The organism is Phycicoccus ginsengisoli (genome assembly GCF_054779295.1).
In genome coordinates, this window is record NZ_BAAGYN010000004.1 from 319,911 (window position 1) to 340,762 (window position 20,852).

The window sequence follows — 20,852 nt, forward strand, 5'->3', positions numbered from 1 at the left end:
AGCCGCGACGGCTCCCTCTTGCGCAGAGCCGCTATTCGCGTCAGCCCACCGGTGCTGTGATCGTCCAGATCCCGCGGCCGTGGGTGGCGGCGACAAGGGTCCCGTTCGGGTCTACGAGGACCTGGCTGACCACGACGTTGGGCAGGTTGGTGCCGAGCCGGTCCCACGTGGTGCCACCGTCGCTGGAGGTGTAGACGCCGATGTCGGTGGCGGCCAGGAGTGCCCCGCGGTTGAGGGCGACGTCGTTGGCCGGCAGGTCCGGCAGGGTGCCGGAGACGTCCGCCCAGGTCGAACCGCCGTTGGTCGTCCGGTAGACGTGTCCGACCCCGGGGTCGTCGGGCCCGATGATCCAGTGCCGGGAGTAACCGGACAGGGACAGGTAGGCGGAGGTCGGGCTGGCCGGGTCGATCGCGATACCGGTGACGTAGCGGTTGGGGAGGCCCGCGGCAGGGCAGGCGGAGCTGCCGGTGCACTCCTGCGCGGTGGCGTGCCAGCTCCCCCCGCTGTCGGTGAGCACCACGACGCCCGACCGGAAACCCGTCCCACCCGGCAGGCTCGGGTTGCAGGGGCCGCACCAGGCGGCGGCGACGTAGTGCGCCCCACCCACGGTGACGGCGTCGAGCGCCGTGACCTGGGACGCGGCGTTCCCGCCCAGGGCCGTCCGGACGTCGAAGATGCTCTTCCAGTCCGTCGCCGCGCCGGTGTTGGCGGTGGTGCCGGCGACTCCGGCCTGCGAGCTCCACACGTACGCCCCCCCGGCCACCAGGTGGCTGGGGTCGGCGTGGTCCATCTCGATCGGTGCGATGAAGCGTGGGTCGGGGTCGGACGGTGTGATGACGTGCCAGTTGGCACCGCCGTCCGTCGACTTCAGGGCAGTCAGGTCCGTGTACTCGGTGATCACGTTCCTGGAGTCGGCGGGATCGACGAGGGTGTACCCGCCGTCGCCGCCGAAGACCTGCACGGAGCTGACGTCGATCGGCTGGCCGCGGTCGTCGAGCACCGTGCCGGTGGTGGGGAAGACCTTGTTGCTGCCGTTGTCCTGCATGCCGCCGTAGATCGTCGAGTCACCGCTGCCCTGGGCCCCGTAGTACTGCAGGACGTCCAGGTGGGCGTTGAGGTTGGCCCAGTCCCCCACGGCGTGGTCGGTCAGGGAGCGCGCGTAGACGCCGCCGTCGTTGCCGACGTAGAGCTTGCCGTCCGCGATGACGGCAGCGTGCTGGTCGGAGTGCGACTGGTCGTGGTTGCAGGTCCCCTCGAACGGCGTGTACGAGAAGCAGCTGAAGCCGAAGTTCCAGTACGGCCCTACCGTGGTCCACCCCGCGCCGGCGTCACGGGTCTCGTACACCTCCTCGAGACCTACGTAGACGTGGTTCTTGTTCGCCGGGTCAACGGCCAGGAACTGGTTGTACCAGGCCTGGACGCCGGGCCCGTAGCCCTTGCCGATCCGGGAGATGGTCTGGGCCGACCCGCTCGACGCCAGCTTGCTCGAGGTCGCCACCTTGGTCCAGGGGCCGTTCGGGTCGCCGTTGGCGGACTCGTAGACGCCCTGGAGCAACGTCTTGCTGTTGGTGCCCACGTTGAGCAGGTAGGGGCTCTGGACGATCGCGTAGGCGCGGTCGCCCGCGGCGGAGTAGGCCAGGGTGGTCCGGCCCTCGGCCTTGGGCGTCACCCAGCCCTGCGGGTTGGGCAGGGAGGTGAAGTGCGCGCCCCCGTCGCCCGAGACGTACAGGCCGTTGGTCGGCGCGCCACCGCGCCAGCCCGCCACGGCCAGCACCTGGCGACCACTGGTCCCCGGGCGGACGGCGACGTCGCTGATCATGTTGCCGACGACGAGGTTGAAGTTCGCGCTGGCAGTGGGCGGCCCTGCGGGCTGGAGGACCGCGGTCCACGTCGCGCCGGCCGTGGCCGTGTCGATGCGGTAGAGGCCGTGCGAGGTGGCGGCGAAGAGGGTGGTCCCGTCCTGGGCCAGGCGGAAGATGAGGGCTCCGTTGAGCTCGGGACCACCCACGCGGTGCCAGCTGGCGCCGTGGTCGTCCGAGGCGAGCACGCCCACGCCCGCGTAGCTGTCCTGGCTGGTGTTGGCCTCACCCGTGCCGACGTACACCGTGTAGCGGCTCGCGGAGCCGCTCACCGCCAGCGCCCCCACCGAAAGGGTCGGCTGGGTGTCGGTGACGGGGTTCCAGTGCTGGCCCCCGTCGGTGGACCGCCACACACCACCGTCCGCCGCCCCGGCATACAGCGCGCCGTCGGGAGCGGCAGCCAGCGCCGTCATGCGCCCCGCCACCCAGCGCGCCCCGGCACCCGAGTTGCTGGAGCCACTCGTGGGGTCGACGTACTGCGGCGAGTCGGTGAAGTCGTTGCCGTCGGTACCCGGTCGGGCGGTCCGCTCGGTCCACGCACCCCCCACGGAGGGCAGCGAGGCCGCCTGTGCGGCGCCGGCCGCGTAGGCGTCCGAGGAGACGGCGCCGTTCGGCGCGAGGCGCTGGGACATGAACCAGTCGGCGGCGTCGGCGGCCGCCTGGCTCTCCTCCCCTGTGTCCTTGTGCGGCGGCGACCCGTTCCCTGCCGCGAATCCGGGACCGGCCGCGAAGAGCATCGCCGCCAGGACTGCCAGGAACACCACGAGCCGTCGCCGCATGCCGCTCATCTCCTCGGGCGCACCGTTGTGCGCAGGTCACCTCAGCACAGCACCGATCGGAGTCTCCGCGCCTACCTCGCAGCGGTCAACGGCCCCTCGGACTAGGACCGATTGCGTATGCCGGCGGGCCTCCGGACGCTGACCACCCGACCGCCCGCCGCCCGCCGACCACCCGCCCGGGTCAGGGGGGTGTCAGACGCTGATGACGATCCACGAGGCCGCGGCAAGCGTCAGGACGACGTCGACCAGCAGCGGCACCCAGGCGCCCGTCCGTCCGGCGAACAGGGCACGGCGGGCCAGGACCAGGGACACCCCCACCGGGAGCCAGGTGACGCCGATGCCCAGCACGGCCACCAGCAGCGCGAACCACAGCGGCGTCGGGTCGGTTTCCTGCCAGTCGGTGAACGCGTACGGCAGGTAGGCCGCGACGAACCCGGCGGCGAACGACAGGGGCAGGGCGAGGAGCACCAGCCAGGACCACGTGACCAGGTGGCGGCTCGGCTCGTCGTGGTCGGCCGGCGGGCGGACCCTTCGCTCGATCGTGCTCATGGTGGTGGCTCCTCCCGGGTCCCTCCTGCTGGCTCCAGCCTCGGGCCGGCCCATGCCCGCCCGAAGGGCCTTTGGTCACCCTCAAGCGAAGGGCTCTTGGTCGCCCCCGTGGTACCCGGCGGCCCGGATGCCGGGGTGCACGGAATGCCGGGGTGCACGGAATGCCGGGGTGCACGGAATGCCGGCAGCCGAGCCGGAGTTGCACCGCGCATGACCACCTGGGGCTTCATAGGCAGTGGACACATCGGCAGCACCGTGGCCCGGCTCGCGCTGGCCGCCGGCCACGAGGTGGTGATGAGCAACAGCCGGGGTGCGGACACGCTGTCGGACCTCGTCGCCGACCTCGGACCCGGTGCGCGTGCCGCGACCGCGGAGGACGCCGCTGCGGCCGGGGACGTGGTCGTCGTGACCATCCCGTTGCGCGCCTACCGCGACGTCCCGGTCGAGCCGCTGCGCGGCAAGCTCGTGGTCGACACGATGAACTACTACCCCCAGCGGGACGGGGACTTCCCCGAGCTCGACGACGAGTCGGCCACCTCCTCCGAGCTGCTCCAGGCGCACCTGCCGGGCTCGCACGTGGTCAAGGCCTTCAACAACATCTACTTCGAGCACCTCGCGACCCTGGGCCGGCCGGCCGGGTCGCCCGACCGCAGCGCCCTGGCGGTCGCCGGCGACGACCGCGACGCCAAGGCCACCGTGACCCGGCTGCTGGACGAGCTCGGCTACGACACCGTCGACCTGGGCCCCCTGTCGGAGGGCTGGCGCACCCAGCCCGACACGGCGGCCTACGGGCTCATGTATGCCGCGGACCCCCAGGACTGGTCCGCGGGCAGCCGCCCGGTGTCCGCGTCGGACGTCGCCGACCGCGCGGCGCAGTCGCGCCGGCGCCACCAGGACTGACCGGCCCCGCGAACCGCGTCAGGCGGTGGTGCCGGTGTTGACGCACAGCCGCACGACCAGCCCGCCGTGGGGCGAGCCCGGTTCGCACCGGAAGCGCCCGTCGAGCGACGGGAGCGGCCGCCCGGCATACGACACCACCCAGACCCGGCGGTAGCGGTCCTCGGCCCGCGCGGCTGCCGCGCCCGTCGCCTGGGGCACCCGGAACCCGGCGAGGTGCCCACCGGGGATGGCGAGCACGTCGGCAGGGACCGGCGTTCGGCCGGCGGTGCGCGCGGACTCCTGGCGCAGGTAGTAGCCCATGCCCAGCCGCACCGAGGTGTCGGCCCAGACGGCGCCGTCACCCGGGCGCGCGCGGGCGAGCAGCTCGTGGCTGGCGAGCCGGTAGTCCTCGTGCTGGTACGCGGCCGCGACGACCGAAGCCGTGCCCACGAGCAGTGCGACCACCACTGCCCCTGCCGCCAGGACCCGCAGGACGGGGCGCCGCAGGGCCAGGACGGCGCCGGCCAGGACCAGGCACTGGAACGGCACGACCGGCTCGAGGTACCGGGGGACGAAGGTGGGCGCGGCCACGCTCGCCGCCACGAGCACGGCCAGAGGGATGGTGAGCACCGCCACGAGCAGCCGGGTCACGCGGGGACCGCCGGACCTCGAGCGGACCAGCACCACCGCCGCGACGACCGTGGCGACCAGCAGGACGGGCCCACCGGCCAGGAGCGAGGCACCCCCGAGCACGGAGGACACCGTCACCGGCGGCACCCAGGCGAGCTGCCCCCGCTGGTGCAGCGACACCGCGAGCACCGCGAGCGTCACCAGCCCCACCGGCGCCTGGAGCAGCAGCCAGCGCCGGCGCCCGGGACCGGCCGGGGGGACGTGGGCGAGCGCGACGAGACCGAGGACGAGCACGGCATACAGGTGGAGCGCGATGGACACCGTCGAGGCCAGCACGTAGAGCGCGGCGGTCCGGCGGTACACCGACCGCTCGACGACCCCGCGGACGCCGAGCAGGTCGTGCAGTCGGGTCAGGAGCAGGGTCGAGGCGAGCACCGTCGCGGTGACCAGGGCGTAGGGGCGGGCGTCGCGGGCGTACGCGACCGCGAACGGGTGGACCCCGACGAGCAGCGCGGCCAGGAGGCCGGCACCGGTGCCCAGCCAGCGGCGTCCGAGCCGGGCCGTGAGCACCACGGTCGCCACGAAGCCCAGGACGCTCGGCAGCCGCAGCGTCCAGTCGGCGGCCCCGGTCACATCGCGCCACAGGTGCAGGACGGCGTAGTAGGGGCCGATGTTCGCGTCGGTCACGCCGAGCAGGGCGTCGAGCCGGACCCAGCTGAGGGACGACGCCCACGCCGAGGCGACCTCGTCGTACCAGAGCGGCTGGTCGTCCAGCCGGGCGAGCGCCAGCGCCGTGGCCAGGGCGACGACCACGACCAGCAGGGCCCCGACGCCGCGAGCCGGGAGTCGCGGGAGCCGCGACAGCCGCGGGCGGTCGAGAGCCGGTGCACGGTCGGTCCACGCCACGAGCTCATCGTGCAGGTCCGGGCTGCGCCGAGGCTGGGCGCCACCTGAGGATCGGCTCAACGACTGCTGTGCCGAGCCGCAGGAGCCGGGGCGACCGGACCCCCGTGGCCGGGCGCGTGCGAGGCTGTTCCGGTGCGCGTCCGTCGACTGGGTTATGCCCGCGTGAAGGGCACGCGGCACCTCGGCCGCCCGGCAGTGGTGCTCACTGCCGCTGGGGTCGAGGGTGACCGCCGGTATGCCGTCGCGGACCCCGCGACGGGCCGCGTCCTGCGCACCGTCGACCACCCGTCGCTGGCCAGGGTCGAGGCGGAGGCGCAGGACGGCCTCCTCCGGCTGCGGCTGCCCGACGGCACGGTCCTCGACGGGCCGGCGGAGCCGGGTGGGGCCGGGCGCCCGCCCGTGGCCGGTGACTACTGGGGTCGCCCGGCCACGCTGCACCCGCTGGACGGGTCGCACGACGCCGCGCTCACGGCATACCTCCAGTGCCCTGCGACCCTGGTCGCCACCGGGCCGGGCGCGGTCGTCTGGGGCGCGCCGGTCTCGGTGGTGACCACGGGGGCGCTCGACCGCCTGGCCGCGCGCCTGGCGGCCGTGGGCGCCCCGGTGCCCGACGCCCTCGACGAGCGGTTCCGGGCGACGGTCACCCTGGAGGCGCCCGACGACCCCGCGCCGGGCACCCGCCTGCGTCTCGGCACGGCGGTGGTGGAGGTCGTGGGGCGCATCGACCGGTGCGCCGTCGTCGACACGGACCCCCGGACCGGCCGCCGGGACGCCCCCGTGCTGCGGCACCTCGAGCGGAGCGCCGGGCTCCTCACCTTCGGTGTCGACGCCCGGGTCCTGGTGCCGGGCACGGTCCGGGTGGACGACCCCGGGACGCCGGAGCCGGTGCCGCACTAGGGTCGGGCCATGCAGGCCAGCACCTTCTCCCTGGAGACCCCCGACGGCACCCGGGTGCACGTGAACCGGTGGCTCCCCGACGGACCGCCCAAGGCGGTCGTCCAGCTCGCCCACGGCATGGCCGAGCACTCCGACCGGTACGTCCGGTTCGCCGAGCGCCTCACCGCTGCCGGGTATGCCGTGTACGCCGGCGACCACCGCGGCCACGGCGGGACGGCCCGCACCCCTGAGGACGAGGGCTACTTCGCCGACCGCGACGGCTTCGACACCGTGGTGGCCGACCTGCACCTGCTCGGCCGCCGGGCGCGCGAGGAGCAGGGCGACCTGCCGTTCTTCCTCGTGAGCCACAGCATGGGGTCGTTCCTGGCCCGGGCGTACGCCATCCGCAACGGCGCCGAGCTCGACGGGCTGGTGCTGGTCGGGACGGCCGGTGACCCCGGGCTGCTCGGCGCCGTCGGTCGCCGGATCGCGACCGTCCAGGCCCGCATCCGCGGCCGGCGGCACCGCAGCGGCCTGATGAACACCCTGACCTTCGGGCAGTACAACGCCGCCTTCAAGCCGAACCGCACGCCCTTCGACTGGCTGTCGCGGGACGAGGCCGAGGTCGACAAGTACATCGAGGACATCCGCTGCGGGGCCGTCTTCACCGCGGGGTTCTACGCGGACCTGCTCGGCGGCCTGGCCCGCGTCAACCGTGACGAGGACGTCGCGCGGATCCCGTCCGACCTGCCCGTGCACCTCGTCTCCGGGACGCTCGACCCCGTGGGCGGGAACACCAAGGGCGTCCAGCAGGTGGCGGACCAGCTCACCCGGCTCGGGGTGCAGGACGTGACGACGCGGTTCTGGCCGGAGGCCCGGCACGAGGTCCTCAACGAGACCAACCGTGACGAGGTGATGGACGAGATCGTGGGGTGGCTCGACGCACACCTGTCCCGCGATGTCGAGAAGCCGAAGGCCGCTCCGTCCCAGGGCTGACGGCGGCCGCTCGGCCGCCCCGACCGAAGGAGACAGCCAGACATGGCCAAGTACCTGCTGCTCAAGCACTACCGCAGCTCGCACGAGCAGACCGGCAACGGGCAGCTCCCGCCCATGGACACGTGGACCCCCCAGGAGGTGCACGACCACATCGCGTTCATGGACCACGTGGCCGACACCCTGCGCGAGCGCGGCGAGTTCGTCGACGGGCAGGCCCTGTCGCCCGAGGGCACCTTCGTGCGGTTCGACGGGGAGGGCAGGCCCCCGGTGACCGACGGGCCCTTCGCCGAGACCAAGGACCTGATCGCCGGCTGGATGATCATCGACGTCGACTCCCAGGAGCGGGCCCACGAGGCTGCGGCCTTCCTCTCGGCCGCGCCGGGGCCCGGCGGGTCGCCGATCCGGGAGTGGATCGAGGTCCGTCCCTTCCTCGAGCACCGGCCCACGACGGTCGAGTGAGGGCGGACCCCTCGATGGGCCCGGCACCGGCCCCGGACCCCGAGGTCGAAGCCGGGGCCGAGGAACGGCTGCGCCTCCTCGGGCCGCAGGTGCTCGGCATCCTCGTCCGCCGCGGGGGCAACCTCGCGGCGGCCGAGGACGCCGTGCAGGAGGCGCTGGTCGAGGCGTACCGGCGCTGGCCGGCTGACGGGCTGCCCCGCGACCCCAAGGCGTGGCTCGTCACCGTGGCACAGCGCAAGCTCGTCGACCTCCAGCGCTCCGAGAGCGCCCGCCGCCGGCGGGAGGAGCGCGAGCTGGACGAGCCGCCGCCCGGCCCGACCGAGCAGGCCGACGACACCCTGCTCCTGTACTTCCTGTGCTGCCACCCGTCCCTCACACCGTCCTCGGCCGTCGCCCTCACCCTGCGCGCCGTCGGCGGCCTGACGACGCGCCAGGTCGCCGAGGCGTACCTCGTCCCGGAGGCGACGATGGCCCAGCGGATCAGCCGCGCCAAGCGCACGGTCGACGGGGAGCGGCTGCGCACGCCCGGCGACCTGCGCTCGGTGCTCACGGTGCTCTACCTCGTCTTCAACGAGGGGTACTCCGGGGAGGTCGACCTCGCGGCCGAGGCGATCCGGCTCACCCGCCAGCTCGCGACCATCTCCGACGAGCCCGAGGTCGCCGGCCTCCTGGCGCTCATGCTGCTGCACCATGCGCGTCGGCCAGCCCGGTTCAGCGGCGACGGCGCGCTCGTCCCGCTCGCCGAGCAGGACCGCACGCTCTGGGACACCGCGCTCATCGGCGAGGGGGTCGCCGTCCTGCAGGCCGCGCTCGCCCGCGACCGGCTCGGCGAGTACCAGGCCCAGGCCGCCATCGCGGCCCTGCACGCCGACGCCCGCACCGCGGAGGAGACCGACTGGACCCAGGTGCTCGAGTGGTACGACGAGCTCGCCGCGCTCACCGACAGCCCCGTCGTCGCGCTCAACCGGGCCGTGGCGGTGGGCGAGGCGGATGGCCCCCTGGCGGGGCTGCGCGCCCTGGCCGCCGTGCCCCGCGACGTGCCGCGCCACGACGCGGTCGCGGCCCATCTGCACGAACGGGCCGGGGACCTCGAGCGGGCCCGCGACCTGTATGCCGCGGCGGCACGGGCCGCGGGCAACGCCGCGGAGCGCGACCACCTCACGCGACAGGCCGCCCGGCTGGGACACCCCGCCACGTCGTGACGGGTGCCCCTTCCGGACGGCCCGGGACGTTCTCGCCGTGCTGCGTCACTGATCGGCCAGGCCGATCAGTGACGCAGCTGCCGCGAATGTGTTCGGTCCGGCCGCGGCACGGGCACCCTGGACCGAGGCGGGGCGGGTCAGCCCGCGGCGTTGAGGCGCTCGAGCTCGTCGGCGCCGAGCACGAGGTCGGCCGCCTTCACGGAGTCCTGGATGGAGGTCGGGCGGGACGCCCCGGGGATCGGCAGGACGACCTCGGAGAGCGACAGCTCCCACGCGAGCGCCACCTGTTGCGGGCTCACGTCGTGGGCCTGTGCGACGTCGGCGAAGGCGGAGTGCCGTGACCCGAGCTCGGCGGCGTTGGAGATCCCGCCGAGCGGGCTCCATGGCAGGAACGCGATCCCGAGCTCGGCGCAGTGGTCGAGCTCGCCGCGGCTGGAGAGGAACTTCGGGGAGAACTGGTTCTGCACCGACACCAGCCGGCCGCCGAGGACCTCGTTCGCCTCGTCGATCTGCGCCACGGTCGCGTTGGAGATGCCGGCGCGGGCGATCACGCCCTCGTCGAGCAGCTCCGCGAGCGCGCCGACGGACTCGGCATACGGCACCTTGGGGTCCGGGCGGTGGAACTGGTAGAGGCCGATGGCCTCGACACCCAGCCGCTTCGCCGAGTCGCGGGCCGCCTGCTTGAGGTAGGCCGGGTCGCCGTTCACCGTCCACGACCCGTCACCGGGGCGCAGGTGGCCGCCCTTGGTGGCCACGACCACGGACGAGGTGTCACCGCCCCAGGACCGCAGGCCCTCGGCGATGAGGGACTCGTTGTGGCCGACCTCACCGGCGTCGCGGTGGTACGCGTCCGCGGTGTCGATCAGGGTGACACCGGCGTCGAGGGCGGCATGGATGGTGGCGACGGACCGCTCACGGTCGGGCCGGCCCTCGATCGACATCGGCATCCCGCCGAGCCCGATCGCGCTGACCTTCAGGTCTCCGAGCACACGCTGCTGCACGTCATCAACTCCTTCGTGGGGGGTAGGGGCCACCGCTCGCGGTTCGTGACCGGGCGACAACCCTCCCCAGTGCCAAGTCGGCATCCGCGGCAGATGTTCCCCGGGCGTCTCGTCATCCGAACGGATCGAAATGAACGCCAGCTACATCAAGCTGGGCAAGATCGACTACTCGCAGGTTGCCGGCCAGATCGACCCTCTGCTGATCGAGGGCGAGCAGGGCTACCTGGCGTTCAAGGGCATCCGCGACTACGTCGTCTTCACGAGCAAGCGCATCATCGCGGTCAACGTGCAGGGGATCAGCGGGAAGAAGAAGGACTACACGAGCCTGCCCTTCGCGAAGGTGCAGGCGTTCTCGCTCGAGACCGCTGGCACCTTCGACCTCGACGCTGAGCTTGAGCTCTGGTTTTCCGGCCTCGGGCGGGTCAAGTTCGAGTTCAAGGGCAACACGGACGTCGCCTACCTCAACAAGCTGATCGCACACTACGTCCTGTAGGGCGCACTGCGGACGACGCTCAGCCCTCTGCAAGGCCGCCGCGAGGCACAGCTCAGCCGCGGGGGCGGCGCAGGAGGCCCTTGCGGGCCGGACGCAGTCGGAAGCCGTGCATCGGCAGGTCGAATGGGTCGGCGAGCTCCCCCAGCTCGGCCTGCACCCTGTCCGGCGGCGCGCTCTCCCCGACAGTGCCGAACATCCACGCGATGGCGGCGTCCCCGAGCTCGAGCGGGTGGAACAGGAACGGCGAGTCCTCCTCGCGGTGCTCGCCCGCCCAGTAGGGCACCTCGAACGGCAGCGGCTCGCCCACGGCATCGGCCACCGAGTCGTCGAGCTCCTTGTCCGAGTACGCCTCGAACGAGCGCAGCACCGTGCCGTCGGCCCGGTGCACCTCGAACTGGCACAGGTCGACGACGCTGTGGATCATCAGCTGCCAGGTCATCAACGCGGCGTCGGCCGCCGCCCGGCCGAGCCGGTCCACCTGCTTTGGGGGAACCATCCCACCGAGGACGGTGGTCGGACCGAACGTCGCGACGTACAGCTCCTCCTCGCTCCCCGGGTAGCCGCCGTCGGCGAGCGTGCTCGCCCCCAGCGGGGTCACCTCGTCGTCGGGGAACCACCGGGCCGCGGCGGCGCGCGCCGCCGCGGGTCCACCCTCGGGATGCGCACGCAGGTCCTCGCGCGGCGTTCCCGGCCCCACGGCGTACAGCGCTGTCTTGAAGCCCACTGCCCCTCCCGGTGTTCGGCTGCCCGCCACCGTAGCGAGGGGGCCCGTCCGGTGGGGCGGGATCGGGTGCAGCGGCTCGGCGCCCGCCGCTCTGACAGACTCGGGGCATGGACTCCGGAGCCTCCAGCCAGGACTTCCGCTCGGCCTACCGCCACGGCTTCGCCCGGGTCGCGGCGTGCACGCTCCCGGTCCACGCCGCCGACCCGGCGCGCAACGCCGAGGCGATCCTCGAGCAGGTGCGTCACCACCACGACGACGGTGTCGCCGTGACGCTGTTCCCCGAGCTGAGCCTGTCGGGCTACTCGATCGACGACCTCTTCCTGCAGGACGTCCTGCTCGACGCGGTCGACCGTGCGATCGTCAGTATCGCCAACAGCACCAAGGGTTTGCGGCCGCTCGTCGTCGTCGGCGCGCCGCTGCGCAGCGGCAGCCGGCTCTACAACTGCGCCGTCGTGATCCAGGGCGGCTACGTCCTTGGCGTCGCGCCCAAGGCGCACCTGCCCACCTACCGCGAGTTCTACGAGGCGCGGTGGTTCGCCTCGGGGGCCGGCATCCGCGGCACGGTCCTCACCCGCCCGCACTGGCCGGGCGCGGACGAGGACGGCGACATCCCCTTCGGCGTCGACCTCGTCTTCCGGGCCGCCGACCTGCCCGACCTCGCGGTGCACGCCGAGGTCTGCGAGGACATGTGGGTCCCGGTGCCGCCCAGTGCCAAGGCTGCGCTCGCCGGTGCCAGTGTGCTGCTCAACCTCTCCGCGTCCCCCATCACGGTGGGCCGGGCCGAGGACCGCCACCTCCACGCGCGCTCCGCGAGCGCCCGGTGCAGCGCCGCCTACCTGTATGCCGCGGCCAGCCGGGGCGAGTCCACGACCGACCTGTCGTGGGACGGCATGACGATGGCCTACGAGCTGGGGCGCCTGCTCGGCCAGACCGAGCGGTTCCCCGAGACCGCGCAGGCTACCGTCGTGGACGTCGACCTCGACGGCATCCGGCAGGAGCGGCTCCGCCAGGGCACGTTCGAGGACAACCGGCGCACCGAGTGGATCGGCGAGGAGGACGGCGAGCTGTTCCGGGCAGTCGAGTTCACCCTCGACCCGCCGCGCGGCGACATCGGCCTGCGGCGCAAGGTCGACCGCTTCCCGTTCGTCCCCGACGACGAGGCGCGGCTCGCGCAGGACTGCTACGAGGCGTACAACATCCAGGTCTCGGGCCTCGAGCAGCGGCTGCGCGCGATCGGCACCGACACCTGGCAGCCGAAGGTCGTCATCGGCGTCAGCGGCGGCCTCGACTCCACCCACGCGCTCATCGTCGCCGCCAAGGCGATGGACCGCCTCGGCCGGCCGCGCACCGACGTCCTCGGCTTCACCCTCCCCGGCTTCGCGACGAGCAAGGCCACCAAGGAGAACGCGATCCACCTCATGGAGAGCCTCGGCATCACCTGGGAGGAGCTGGACATCCGACCGGCCGCGACCCAGATGCTCAAGGGGCTCGGCCACCCCGCCGGCGACGGCGAGGAGGTCTACGACGTCACGTTCGAGAACGTCCAGGCCGGCCTGCGCACCGACTACCTCTTCCGTGCGGCGAACCAGCGCGGCGGCATCGTCCTCGGCACCGGCGACCTGTCCGAGCTCGCGCTCGGCTGGTGCACCTACGGCGTCGGGGACCAGATGTCGCACTACGGCGTCAACGCCGGCATCCCCAAGACGCTCATCCAGCACCTCATCCGCTGGGTCGTCGCCAGCGGCCAGTTCGAGGGCGAGGTCAACGACACGCTCACCACGATCGTCGACCAGGAGATCAGCCCCGAGCTCGTGCCGGTCGCCGAGGGCGAGGCGATGCAGTCCACCGAGGACGCCGTCGGGCCGTACGCGCTCAACGATTTCACGCTCTACCACGTGCTCCGCTGGGGCTACCGGCCGAGCAAGATCGCGTTCCTCGCGCTGCACGCGTGGGCCGACGCCGAGGCCGGCGAGTGGCCGGCCGGCTACCCGCAGGACCGGCAGGTCGCCTACGACCTGGCCACGATCCGGCGCTGGGAGGAGGCCTTCCTGACCCGCTTCTTCGCCAACCAGTTCAAGCGGTCGGCCCTGCCCAACGGGCCCAAGGTCGTCGCCGGCGGCTCGCTCTCCCCCCGGGGCGACTGGCGGATGCCGTCCGACGTCACCGCCCGCGCCTGGCTCGAGGAGCTGCGCGCCAACGTCCCCGAGGCCTGACCTTCAGGCCAGTGAGTCCAGGGGTATGCCGCGCCGGCCCGCCTGTGACCGCCGGTGCAGCTCGCGCACGGTGGCGGTGAGCTCCTCGGCCGGTCCCTCGACGAGCACCCGAGGCGCCACGGCGTTGACCGGGAGCGCGGTCACCGGTGCCGGGTCGGCGCCCCACTCCGCCAGCCAGGCGAGGTACTGCTCGGTCGACACGGCATACACGACCCGACCGATGCCGACCCAGCCCGTCGCGGCGGCGCACATGGCGCAGTGCTCTCCAGAGGTGTAGACGCTCGCCGCGGCGCGCTGCTGCGGCGTCAGCAGCTCGGCCGCCCTCCGGGCCAGCTCCAGCTCGGGGTGGCGGGTCGGGTCGGCGAGCGTCGTCTCGCGGTTGCGGTCCTCGGCGAGCCGCTCGCCGCCGGCGACCAGCACCGAGCCGAAGGGCTCGTCGCCCGCCTCGAGCGCCTCGGCCGCGAGCTCGACGCAGCGGTGCAGGTGGTCCAGGTCCGTCTCGGTCAGCGTCATGCCGACAGGCTAGGACCTCGCCTCAGAGCTGGCCGCTGGTGATCCAGTCGCAGGCGCGGTGCATGGCGTCCCAGGGGTCCGTGCCCAGCAGGGTGGTGAACCGCTCCGCGTGGCGCGACTGCGGGTCCACCATGGTGGCCGTCCACTCGCCACCGCGCTGGGGCTGGCTGAGGGTGACTGTGCGGGGCAGCGTGCACGAGGCGATCTCGATGAGCACGGGACCCCCCCGCTCGCCGGACCGCCTGATCGAGAACGCGTGCCCGGCGATGATGTCGGTGCACCGCGACGCCTCCGTGGCGCGGGACTTGGCCCGCTGGTACTCCGCCTGGGCCGAGTTGCCCAGGGAGAGGGCCAGGGCCGACCGGGCCGGGGAGATGCCCGACACGGTGCGAGCGCGGTTCGCGTCCTCGACCGCGGCCTCCGCCGCCATCCAGCAGCGGGTCACGTCGGCCGCCAGCTGTTCCCGCTTCTCCGGCGCCGCGTGGGTGACGTACCAGGCGTTGGTGTAGAGGCGGTCGATGACGGTCATGCCCCCGGTTCCCTTCTGCGCTGCTGTCGAACGGAGCCGGACGCCCGACCCGTCCCCTGGGTCCTTCCCGGCAGCTCCCATGGTGGTTCGCCGCGGTTCCGAGGGCATCGGCCGCCGGCGGGCGGACGCTCTCCATCACCGGGCCGACCTCACGGGTGCGGCAGGCTCCGTTTGCCTGCGGTCGTGGGTCGTGGAGGAGTCGGGGCGATCGAGCCGGGGTGCGATCAGGTTCGCGGTGCGAGCGGGCTAGCGCTCGCCGCGGTCGCGGCGCATAGTGGACGAGGGACCGTGGGGAGGGCCCGCCGACCCGGTTCCTGGGAGCCACCATGTCGCCTGTCTCGAACACACCCGACCTCGTCCCCGTGCTGTCCGCCGGCAAGCACCGCACCCCTCGCAAGGGCGCGTGCTTCATGGAGATGGCGTCGTTCCTCGCCGGTGAGAAGTGGAGCGACCACCCCCGCTGCACCCATCCCCTCCTGGCCTCCATGGCCCGGCTGGTGAACGACGCGCTGTCCGACGAGGAGCGCCGGCGCATCGCCACCCTCGTGCCGGACGTCGTGGGCCTGGTCGGCGAGGACCTGGCCATCGACGTCTCCCTGGCCGTCCACGCCGCAGCGACCGCGCTTCCGCTCGTCTCGGCGACGCGGCAGAACGTCCTGGCGGTGGGGCTGTTGACCGCCGAGCGGATGCTCGACCTGCTGCCCGAGGAGCACCCCGACCTGCACGCCCGGTGCGAGGCGGCGTTCGCCGCCGCCCCCGACGCCCATGCCTGGGCGGTCCGCTACGCACGCGACGCCCGCGTGCGGGAGCGCATCTTCCGCCGGCAGACCGCGCCGCACATCGTGGCGTATGCCGTCGAGGGCATCGCGGTGGCATGCATCGACTCCCCGGCCGACCACCTCATCGGGATGCTCGAGCGGGCGGTCGCCGACCTGCGCCGGCGCGTGCAGGAGGCCCCCGTGCCACCGCGGGTCACCGCCCTCCCGACGCGCGTCTGAGCCGCGCCACACACGAGCCCCCGGCCATCACGGCCGGGGGCTCGCTGCACGAGGGCACCCGGGAGGCCAGGGCTCCGGCGTGGCCGCCCGGCCGGCGGCTGGACCCCTCCGGGCCGGCTCGCAGGGCCACCCCAAGTCGGTCCCAAGTCCGGCCCAAGCGCGCGGGCGCAACCTGTTCCGCACACACCAAGAACGCGGAACAAGGAGTCACCCATGACCATCGAGCTCACCACCTCGGACCTGCGCGCCGAGTCCCTCCGGGGCCTGCGCGACGCGGAGGTGCAGCTGCCCGGCGACCCCGGCTACCACGCCGCACGGATGCCGTGGAACGTCGCCGTCGACCAGCGCCCTGCCGCGGTCGCCCACCCGAAGGACGTCGCCGGCGTGCAGCGGGTCGTCCGCGCCGCCGCTGCCGCCGGGCTGCGGGTCGCGCCCCAGGGCACCGGCCACAACGCCGGCCCCCTCGCCGCGCAGGGCCTCTCGGACGTCGTCCTCCTGCGCACCTCGGCCATGACCGGGGTGAGCATCGACCCCGCCCGCCGGGTCGCGCGGGTCGAGGGTGGCGCGCTGTGGGAGCACGTCACCGAGCCGGCCGCCGACGCCGGCCTGGCCGCCCTGCACGGCAGCAGCCCCGACGTGGGCGTCGCCGGCTACTCCCTCGGTGGTGGCATCGGCTGGTACGCCCGCCGGCTCGGCCTGGCGACCAACAGCCTCACCGCCGTCGAGCTGGTCACGGCCGACGGTGAGCTGGTCCGCGCCGACGCCAACCGCAACACCGAGCTGTTCTGGGCCCTGCGCGGCGGCGGCGGCAGCCTCGGCGTCGTGACGGCCCTGGAGTTCCGGCTCTTCCCCATCGAGTCGGCGCATGCCGGCATGCTCATCTGGGATCGCGAGCAGGCCGAGCCCGTGCTGCGCCGGTGGGCGCAGTGGGCGCCCGAAGCCCCCGACGAGGTCACCACCTCGTTCCGGGTCCTCAACCTGCCGCCCATCCCGGAGATCCCCGAGATGCTGCGCGGTCGCTCCATCGTCATGGTCAACGGCGCCGTCCTCGGCAGTGACGAGCGGGGTGCCGAGCTCATCGCCGGGCTGCGCGACCTGCGACCGGAGATCGACACGTTCGGCCGGGTGCCGGCACGGTCCCTGGTGCGGCTGCACATGGACCCCGAGGGCCCGACCCCCGGTGTCTCCGACGCGACCATGCTCGGCTCGCTGCCCGATGCCGGCGTCGACGCGTTCCTGGCCGAGGTGGGCCCGGGCTCGACGTCCTCGCTGCTCGCGGCCGAGCTGCGCCAGCTCGGTGGCGCCCTGGGTCGCGTGGACGAGCAGGGCGGCGCGCTGAAGCGGCTCGACGGGCAGTTCCTCGCCTTCGGCGTCGCCGTGGCCGCGACGCCGGAGATGGCGGTGCAGGGCGAGGTCGACGCCGCCGCGCTCATGGCGTCGGTGCAGCCCTGGGCCAACGGCCGCAGCTACCTCAACTTCGCGGAGAGCCCGGTCGACGCGCGCACCGCCTACGACGAGCGGGCGTGGCTGCAGCTCAAGGCGATCCGCACGGCAGTCGACCCCAGGGGTGTCTTCGTGGGCAACCACCGCATCCCGCGGCTCGTCGAGAACGGGCACGTGACCGACTGACCGGTCACCCCAAGGAGGTGCCGGGGGGCACCGAGGGGGCGGTGTGCCGCGGACCGGGGGGCCCGCGGCGCACCGCCCGCTCCGCGTCCTCGTCGGACCCCGCCCACGGACGGTGCGGCAGACGATTCCGGGCGCTTCCGGCATACCGCACCCGGACCCCCGGCCTGCGTCGAAAAGCCCTGTTCGCGCGTGGGGGCCGCGCGTACGATCACGCCGCGTGAGAGTGGGTGTCCTCGGCGCCGCGCAGGCGCAGGTCGGGGACGAGCCGGTGGACCTGGGCACGCGCAAGCAGCGTGCCCTCGTCGCTGCGCTGGCGATGAACCACGGGCGTCCGGTGTCGGTCGACGCCATCGTCGACCTGCTCTGGCCCGATGCCCCGCCCCCGGGCGTGACGGGCACCCTGCAGGCCTACGTCGCGGGACTGCGCCGGGCGCTCGAGCCGGACCGCGCCGCGCGAGCCCCCTCCTCGGTCCTGGTGACGGTGGCCCCGGGGTACGCCCTGCGGGTCGCCGACGACGACCTCGACGCGGCGCGCTTCGACCGCGTCGTCAGCCGGACCCACCGCCGGCTCGGGCCCCGCACCGGCCTGCACGAGTCCAGTGGCCTCACCCGCGAGGAGCTCCAGTCGGTCGTCGCCGACCTCGACGGGGCGCTCGCCCTCTGGCGCGGAACGCCGTACCTCGAGCTCGAGGACGCCCCCTCCGCCGTCGCCGAGCGGGCCCGGCTCGAGGAGCTGCGCCTGGTGGCGCTCGAGGACCGGGCCGTCGCCGCGCTCGAGCTGGGACAGCACGCCACGGTGGCCGGCGAGCTCGAGGCCCTCACGACGGCGCACCCGCTGCGCGAGCGCCTCTGGAGCCTGCGGGCCCTCGCCCTGACCCGGGCCGGCCGGCAGGCCGAGGCGTTGGACGCCCTGCGCGAGGTGCGCGAGGTGCTGGGGGACGAGCTCGGCCTCGAGCCCGGCCAGGAGCTGCGCGACCTCCAGGGCGCGGTGCTGCGCCAGGACCCCGGCCTGGACTGGCAGCCGGCGCAGGAGTCGCCCACGCTCGCCCCGACCACGCGCGTCGAGGGAGAGGGCTCCGCGGCCGCCCGGCGCGAGACGGTCGAGGAGCCCCCGGCGCATCCCGCCCGCATCCACGGCGTCGTGCCCAGCCTGCCGGACTGGCCCCTCGTCGGCCGGTCCGAGCAGCTCGCCGAGCTCGTCGCCGCCCTGGACCGGGCCGACTCCGGCACGCCGACGCTCGCCGCCCTCGTCGGCGAGCCGGGCATCGGCAAGAGCCGGCTGGCGGCCGAGCTGGCCGCGGTGGCGGTCGAGCGGGGGGTGACCGTCCTGCTCGGGAGGTGCTCCCAGGACGACGGGGCCCCGCCGCTGTGGCCCTGGCAGCAGGTCCTGCGCGGCCTGGGGCGCGACCTGCCCGACGTGGACGGGGAGGAGGACGGGGGCGGCCGCTTCCGGACCTGGGAGGCGATCGCGGCCGACGTCCTGGACACGGCTGCGGGCCGGACGCTGCTCGTCATCCTCGACGACCTGCACTGGGCCGACGTCGCGAGCCTGCGGGTGCTGCGGCTGCTGGGCGAGAGCATGCACGACGCCCGCCTGCTCGTCCTCGGCACCTGGCGCAGCCGTCCCGAGCCGGCCGACGCGCTGCTCGACGCGGTGGAGACCTTCGCCCGGCGCCACGCCGTGCGCCTGGACCTGCACGGGCTCACGGCCGACGACGCCTCGCGGGTCGTCGAGGTGGTCAGCCACCGGCCGGCGTCCACCGTCGAGGCGGACGTCCTGCGCCGGCGCACCGACGGCAACCCCTTCTTCCTCGTCGAGTACGGCCGGCTGGCCCGGGAGGGCGGTGACCTCTCCGCGCTCCTCGCCGAGCAGCACGCCCCCGCCGCCGTCCACGACGTCCTCGCCCGGCGGCTGCAACGGATGCCCAAGGACACCCTGTCGGTGCTGCGGTGGGCCGCCCTCGTCGGCCGGTCGTTCGACCTGGGCCGGCTCGTCGCCGCGTCCGGACTCGACGAGGACACCCTGCTGGACCGCCTCGACCCGGCCCTGGACGCCGGCCTCGTGCGCGAGGACGGCATCGACCGCTTCCTGTTCGGCCACGCGCTCGTGCGCGACACCATCTACGCGGCCATCCCGGCGACCCGCCGGGCGCGGGCGCACGCGCGCCTCGCCCAGGCCATGCAGGGCGTGCCGGGGCGCGAGACGGAGCTGGCCCGGCACTGGCTCGCGGCCGGGCCGGCCCACGCGGCCCGGGCCTGGCTCGCCGCGGTCGGTGCCGCCGCGCTCGCGCGCCGGCTGCACGCGTACGAGGAGGCGGCCGGGCTGCTCCGCTCGGCCCTGGACACCCTCCCGCTCGACCCGGACTCCACCCCGCGGGAGCGCTACGACGTCCTCACCGACCTCGCCGAGGCCCAGCGCTGGAGCGGCGACTGGACGGGGCTCATCGCCACCACCGAGGAGCTCATCGCCGTCGCGGAGCAGCTCGGTGACGTCCAGCTGCTCGCCCGTGCCGCGACGACGACGGCGGTCGGCGCCCTGTGGCAGTCGGGCCCGCACGGCACCGTCAACGAGCGCGTGGTGCAGGCCCTGCGCGACGTGCTGGGGCGGCTCCCCGACGGCGACGACCCGGTCCGGTGCCGGGTCATGCTCAGCCTGGCCCTGGAGATCTACTACGGCTCGACGTTCGAGGAGCGCCGGGCCCTGTGCGACGAGGGCCTGGCCATGGCGCGCCGCCTCGGCGACGACGCGCTCCTGCTCGACGCCTGCCAGCTCGCGTACACCGCCCTGTGGCGCCCGTCGACGGCCCCCGAGCGGCGCGAGCTGATGGCCGAGGGCATGGAGCTGGCCCACCGGCTCGGCAACGAGCGTGCCTACGTCGTCACGACCACCCTGCGGGCGGTCGTGGCCGCCGAGCTGGGCCGGCCCGACGAGATGTGGGAGCACGCGGCGGTGGCCCGCGACGGGGCGCAGCGACTGCGGCTGCCGTACGGGCTGATCGTCCTGGACGCGCTGACCCTGCCCTGGCTGGCCATGGCCGGGGAGTTCGAGCAGTGCGAGGAGCTGATGGCGAACATCGTCCGGCTCGACCAACAGATGGCCCTGTCGCAGTCCGAGGACGCGACCACCGGGGCGCTCATCACGCTGCGCCTGTGGCAGGGCCGGTCCGCCGAGGTGGCGCCGATGCTGGAGCAGTTCGCCCGGCTGAGCCCGCTGCCGGTCACCTCGACCGTCCTGCTGTTCTGGTTGCGCGGGGGAGAGCACGAGCGTGCGGTCTCGTGCTGGCGCCAGCACCCCGTCGACGTCGGCGACGACGACTGGTTCGCCATGCTCAACTGGTGCGCGGCGGCCGAGGTGGGGCTGTGGCTCGACGACCGTGCCCTGGCCTCCGCGGCCTACGAGCGCCTGGCCCCGTATGCCGGCCGGTCGGGGTGCGCCGGGTCGGGCAACGCGATCGGTCCCGTCGACGTCTTCCTGGCCCAGGCGGCGGCTGCGGTGGGCGCGAAGGAGCTGGCAGGCCAGCACGCCGACGCGGCGCAGGAGCTGCTGCAGGCGTGGCGGCTCCCGCTGGCCGAGGAGTGGTTCCGGGGCCAGCGGGAGCGCTTCGCGTTCTGAGTCC

At 74.1% G+C, this 20,852-nt stretch carries 17 protein-coding genes; 10 read left to right on the forward strand and 7 right to left on the reverse strand.

All coding sequences use genetic code 11. The annotated features are described in order from the left end of the window. Positions 1–40: 40 nt before the first annotated feature. Both ACYVDO_RS08890 and ACYVDO_RS08895 read right to left on the reverse strand, forming a co-directional pair. Positions 41–2,647, reverse strand: a complete 2,607-nt coding sequence (locus ACYVDO_RS08890; protein WP_460934869.1) for a WD40/YVTN/BNR-like repeat-containing protein — start codon at positions 2,645–2,647, stop codon at positions 41–43. 183 nt (positions 2,648–2,830) lie between these two features. Beyond that, the gene (locus ACYVDO_RS08895) at positions 2,831–3,187 is read right to left on the reverse strand and encodes a hypothetical protein (RefSeq protein WP_460934871.1); all 357 of its coding nucleotides are present in this window, start codon (positions 3,185–3,187) and stop codon (positions 2,831–2,833) included. Between the two features lie 144 nt (positions 3,188–3,331). Between ACYVDO_RS08895 and ACYVDO_RS08900 the strand changes: the two genes are divergently transcribed. Then, complete coding sequence (locus ACYVDO_RS08900; protein WP_460935063.1) at positions 3,332–4,087, forward strand: NADPH-dependent F420 reductase; 756 nt, start codon at positions 3,332–3,334, stop codon at positions 4,085–4,087. A gap of 18 nt (positions 4,088–4,105) precedes the next feature. On the opposite strand, the gene ACYVDO_RS08905 is transcribed toward ACYVDO_RS08900, so the two are convergent. Then, positions 4,106–5,602 carry a glycosyltransferase family 39 protein gene (locus ACYVDO_RS08905; protein ID WP_460934873.1) on the reverse strand — a complete coding sequence of 499 codons (1,497 nt, stop codon included), beginning with the start codon at positions 5,600–5,602 and terminating at the stop codon, positions 4,106–4,108. Between the two features lie 162 nt (positions 5,603–5,764). On the opposite strand from ACYVDO_RS08905, the gene ACYVDO_RS08910 reads away from it, so the two are divergent. From ACYVDO_RS08910 to ACYVDO_RS08925, 4 genes are read left to right on the forward strand one after another with little or no spacing between them, the layout of a single operon-like run. Then, complete coding sequence (locus ACYVDO_RS08910; RefSeq protein WP_460934875.1) at positions 5,765–6,499, forward strand: MOSC domain-containing protein; 735 nt, start codon at positions 5,765–5,767, stop codon at positions 6,497–6,499. Positions 6,500–6,508: 9 nt separating this feature from the next. Beyond that, complete coding sequence (locus ACYVDO_RS08915) at positions 6,509–7,474, forward strand: lysophospholipase (protein ID WP_460934877.1); 966 nt, start codon at positions 6,509–6,511, stop codon at positions 7,472–7,474. 42 nt (positions 7,475–7,516) lie between these two features. Beyond that, a complete protein-coding gene (locus ACYVDO_RS08920; protein WP_460934879.1) occupies positions 7,517–7,933 on the forward strand; it encodes a YciI family protein in 417 nt (138 codons plus the stop codon). A 14-nt stretch (positions 7,934–7,947) separates the two neighbouring features. Further along, entirely contained in the window at positions 7,948–9,135 is a 1,188-nt protein-coding gene (locus ACYVDO_RS08925) for an RNA polymerase sigma factor (RefSeq protein ID WP_460935065.1), read from the forward strand. 137 nt (positions 9,136–9,272) lie between these two features. Here the strand turns inward: ACYVDO_RS08925 and ACYVDO_RS08930 are convergent, their stop codons facing one another. Further along, on the reverse strand, positions 9,273–10,136 hold the full coding sequence (locus tag ACYVDO_RS08930) for an aldo/keto reductase (protein ID WP_460934881.1): 864 nt from the start codon (positions 10,134–10,136) through the stop codon (positions 9,273–9,275). 130 nt (positions 10,137–10,266) lie between these two features. Between ACYVDO_RS08930 and ACYVDO_RS08935 the strand changes: the two genes are divergently transcribed. Continuing rightward, positions 10,267–10,629: a PH domain-containing protein gene (locus tag ACYVDO_RS08935; protein WP_460934884.1), complete on the forward strand. Its 363-nt coding sequence runs from the start codon at positions 10,267–10,269 to the stop codon at positions 10,627–10,629. Positions 10,630–10,681: 52 nt separating this feature from the next. Here the strand turns inward: ACYVDO_RS08935 and ACYVDO_RS08940 are convergent, their stop codons facing one another. Continuing rightward, positions 10,682–11,353 (reverse strand): DUF6928 family protein, encoded by a 672-nt coding sequence (locus tag ACYVDO_RS08940; protein ID WP_460934886.1) that lies wholly within the window; start codon positions 11,351–11,353, stop codon positions 10,682–10,684. A gap of 107 nt (positions 11,354–11,460) precedes the next feature. On the opposite strand from ACYVDO_RS08940, the gene ACYVDO_RS08945 reads away from it, so the two are divergent. Further along, on the forward strand, positions 11,461–13,566 hold the full coding sequence (locus ACYVDO_RS08945; protein WP_460934888.1) for an NAD(+) synthase: 2,106 nt from the start codon (positions 11,461–11,463) through the stop codon (positions 13,564–13,566). Positions 13,567–13,569: 3 nt separating this feature from the next. Here ACYVDO_RS08945 and ACYVDO_RS08950 read toward each other — a convergent pair whose 3' ends face one another. Together ACYVDO_RS08950 and ACYVDO_RS08955 are read right to left on the reverse strand one after the other, a co-directional pair. Continuing rightward, positions 13,570–14,079, reverse strand: a complete 510-nt coding sequence (locus ACYVDO_RS08950; RefSeq protein WP_460934890.1) for a nucleoside deaminase — start codon at positions 14,077–14,079, stop codon at positions 13,570–13,572. A gap of 22 nt (positions 14,080–14,101) precedes the next feature. Then, on the reverse strand, positions 14,102–14,608 hold the full coding sequence (locus ACYVDO_RS08955) for a hypothetical protein (RefSeq protein WP_460934892.1): 507 nt from the start codon (positions 14,606–14,608) through the stop codon (positions 14,102–14,104). A 326-nt stretch (positions 14,609–14,934) separates the two neighbouring features. Between ACYVDO_RS08955 and ACYVDO_RS08960 the strand changes: the two genes are divergently transcribed. The 3 genes from ACYVDO_RS08960 to ACYVDO_RS08970 all read left to right on the forward strand — a co-directional run bounded on the left by ACYVDO_RS08960 (position 14,935) and on the right by ACYVDO_RS08970 (position 20,848). Then, positions 14,935–15,606: a hypothetical protein gene (locus ACYVDO_RS08960; RefSeq protein WP_460934894.1), complete on the forward strand. Its 672-nt coding sequence runs from the start codon at positions 14,935–14,937 to the stop codon at positions 15,604–15,606. 213 nt (positions 15,607–15,819) lie between these two features. Continuing rightward, positions 15,820–17,235 carry an FAD-binding oxidoreductase gene (locus tag ACYVDO_RS08965; protein ID WP_460934896.1) on the forward strand — a complete coding sequence of 472 codons (1,416 nt, stop codon included), beginning with the start codon at positions 15,820–15,822 and terminating at the stop codon, positions 17,233–17,235. A gap of 217 nt (positions 17,236–17,452) precedes the next feature. Further along, positions 17,453–20,848 (forward strand): BTAD domain-containing putative transcriptional regulator, encoded by a 3,396-nt coding sequence (locus ACYVDO_RS08970; RefSeq protein ID WP_460934898.1) that lies wholly within the window; start codon positions 17,453–17,455, stop codon positions 20,846–20,848. The last annotated feature ends 4 nt before the right edge of the window (positions 20,849–20,852 follow it).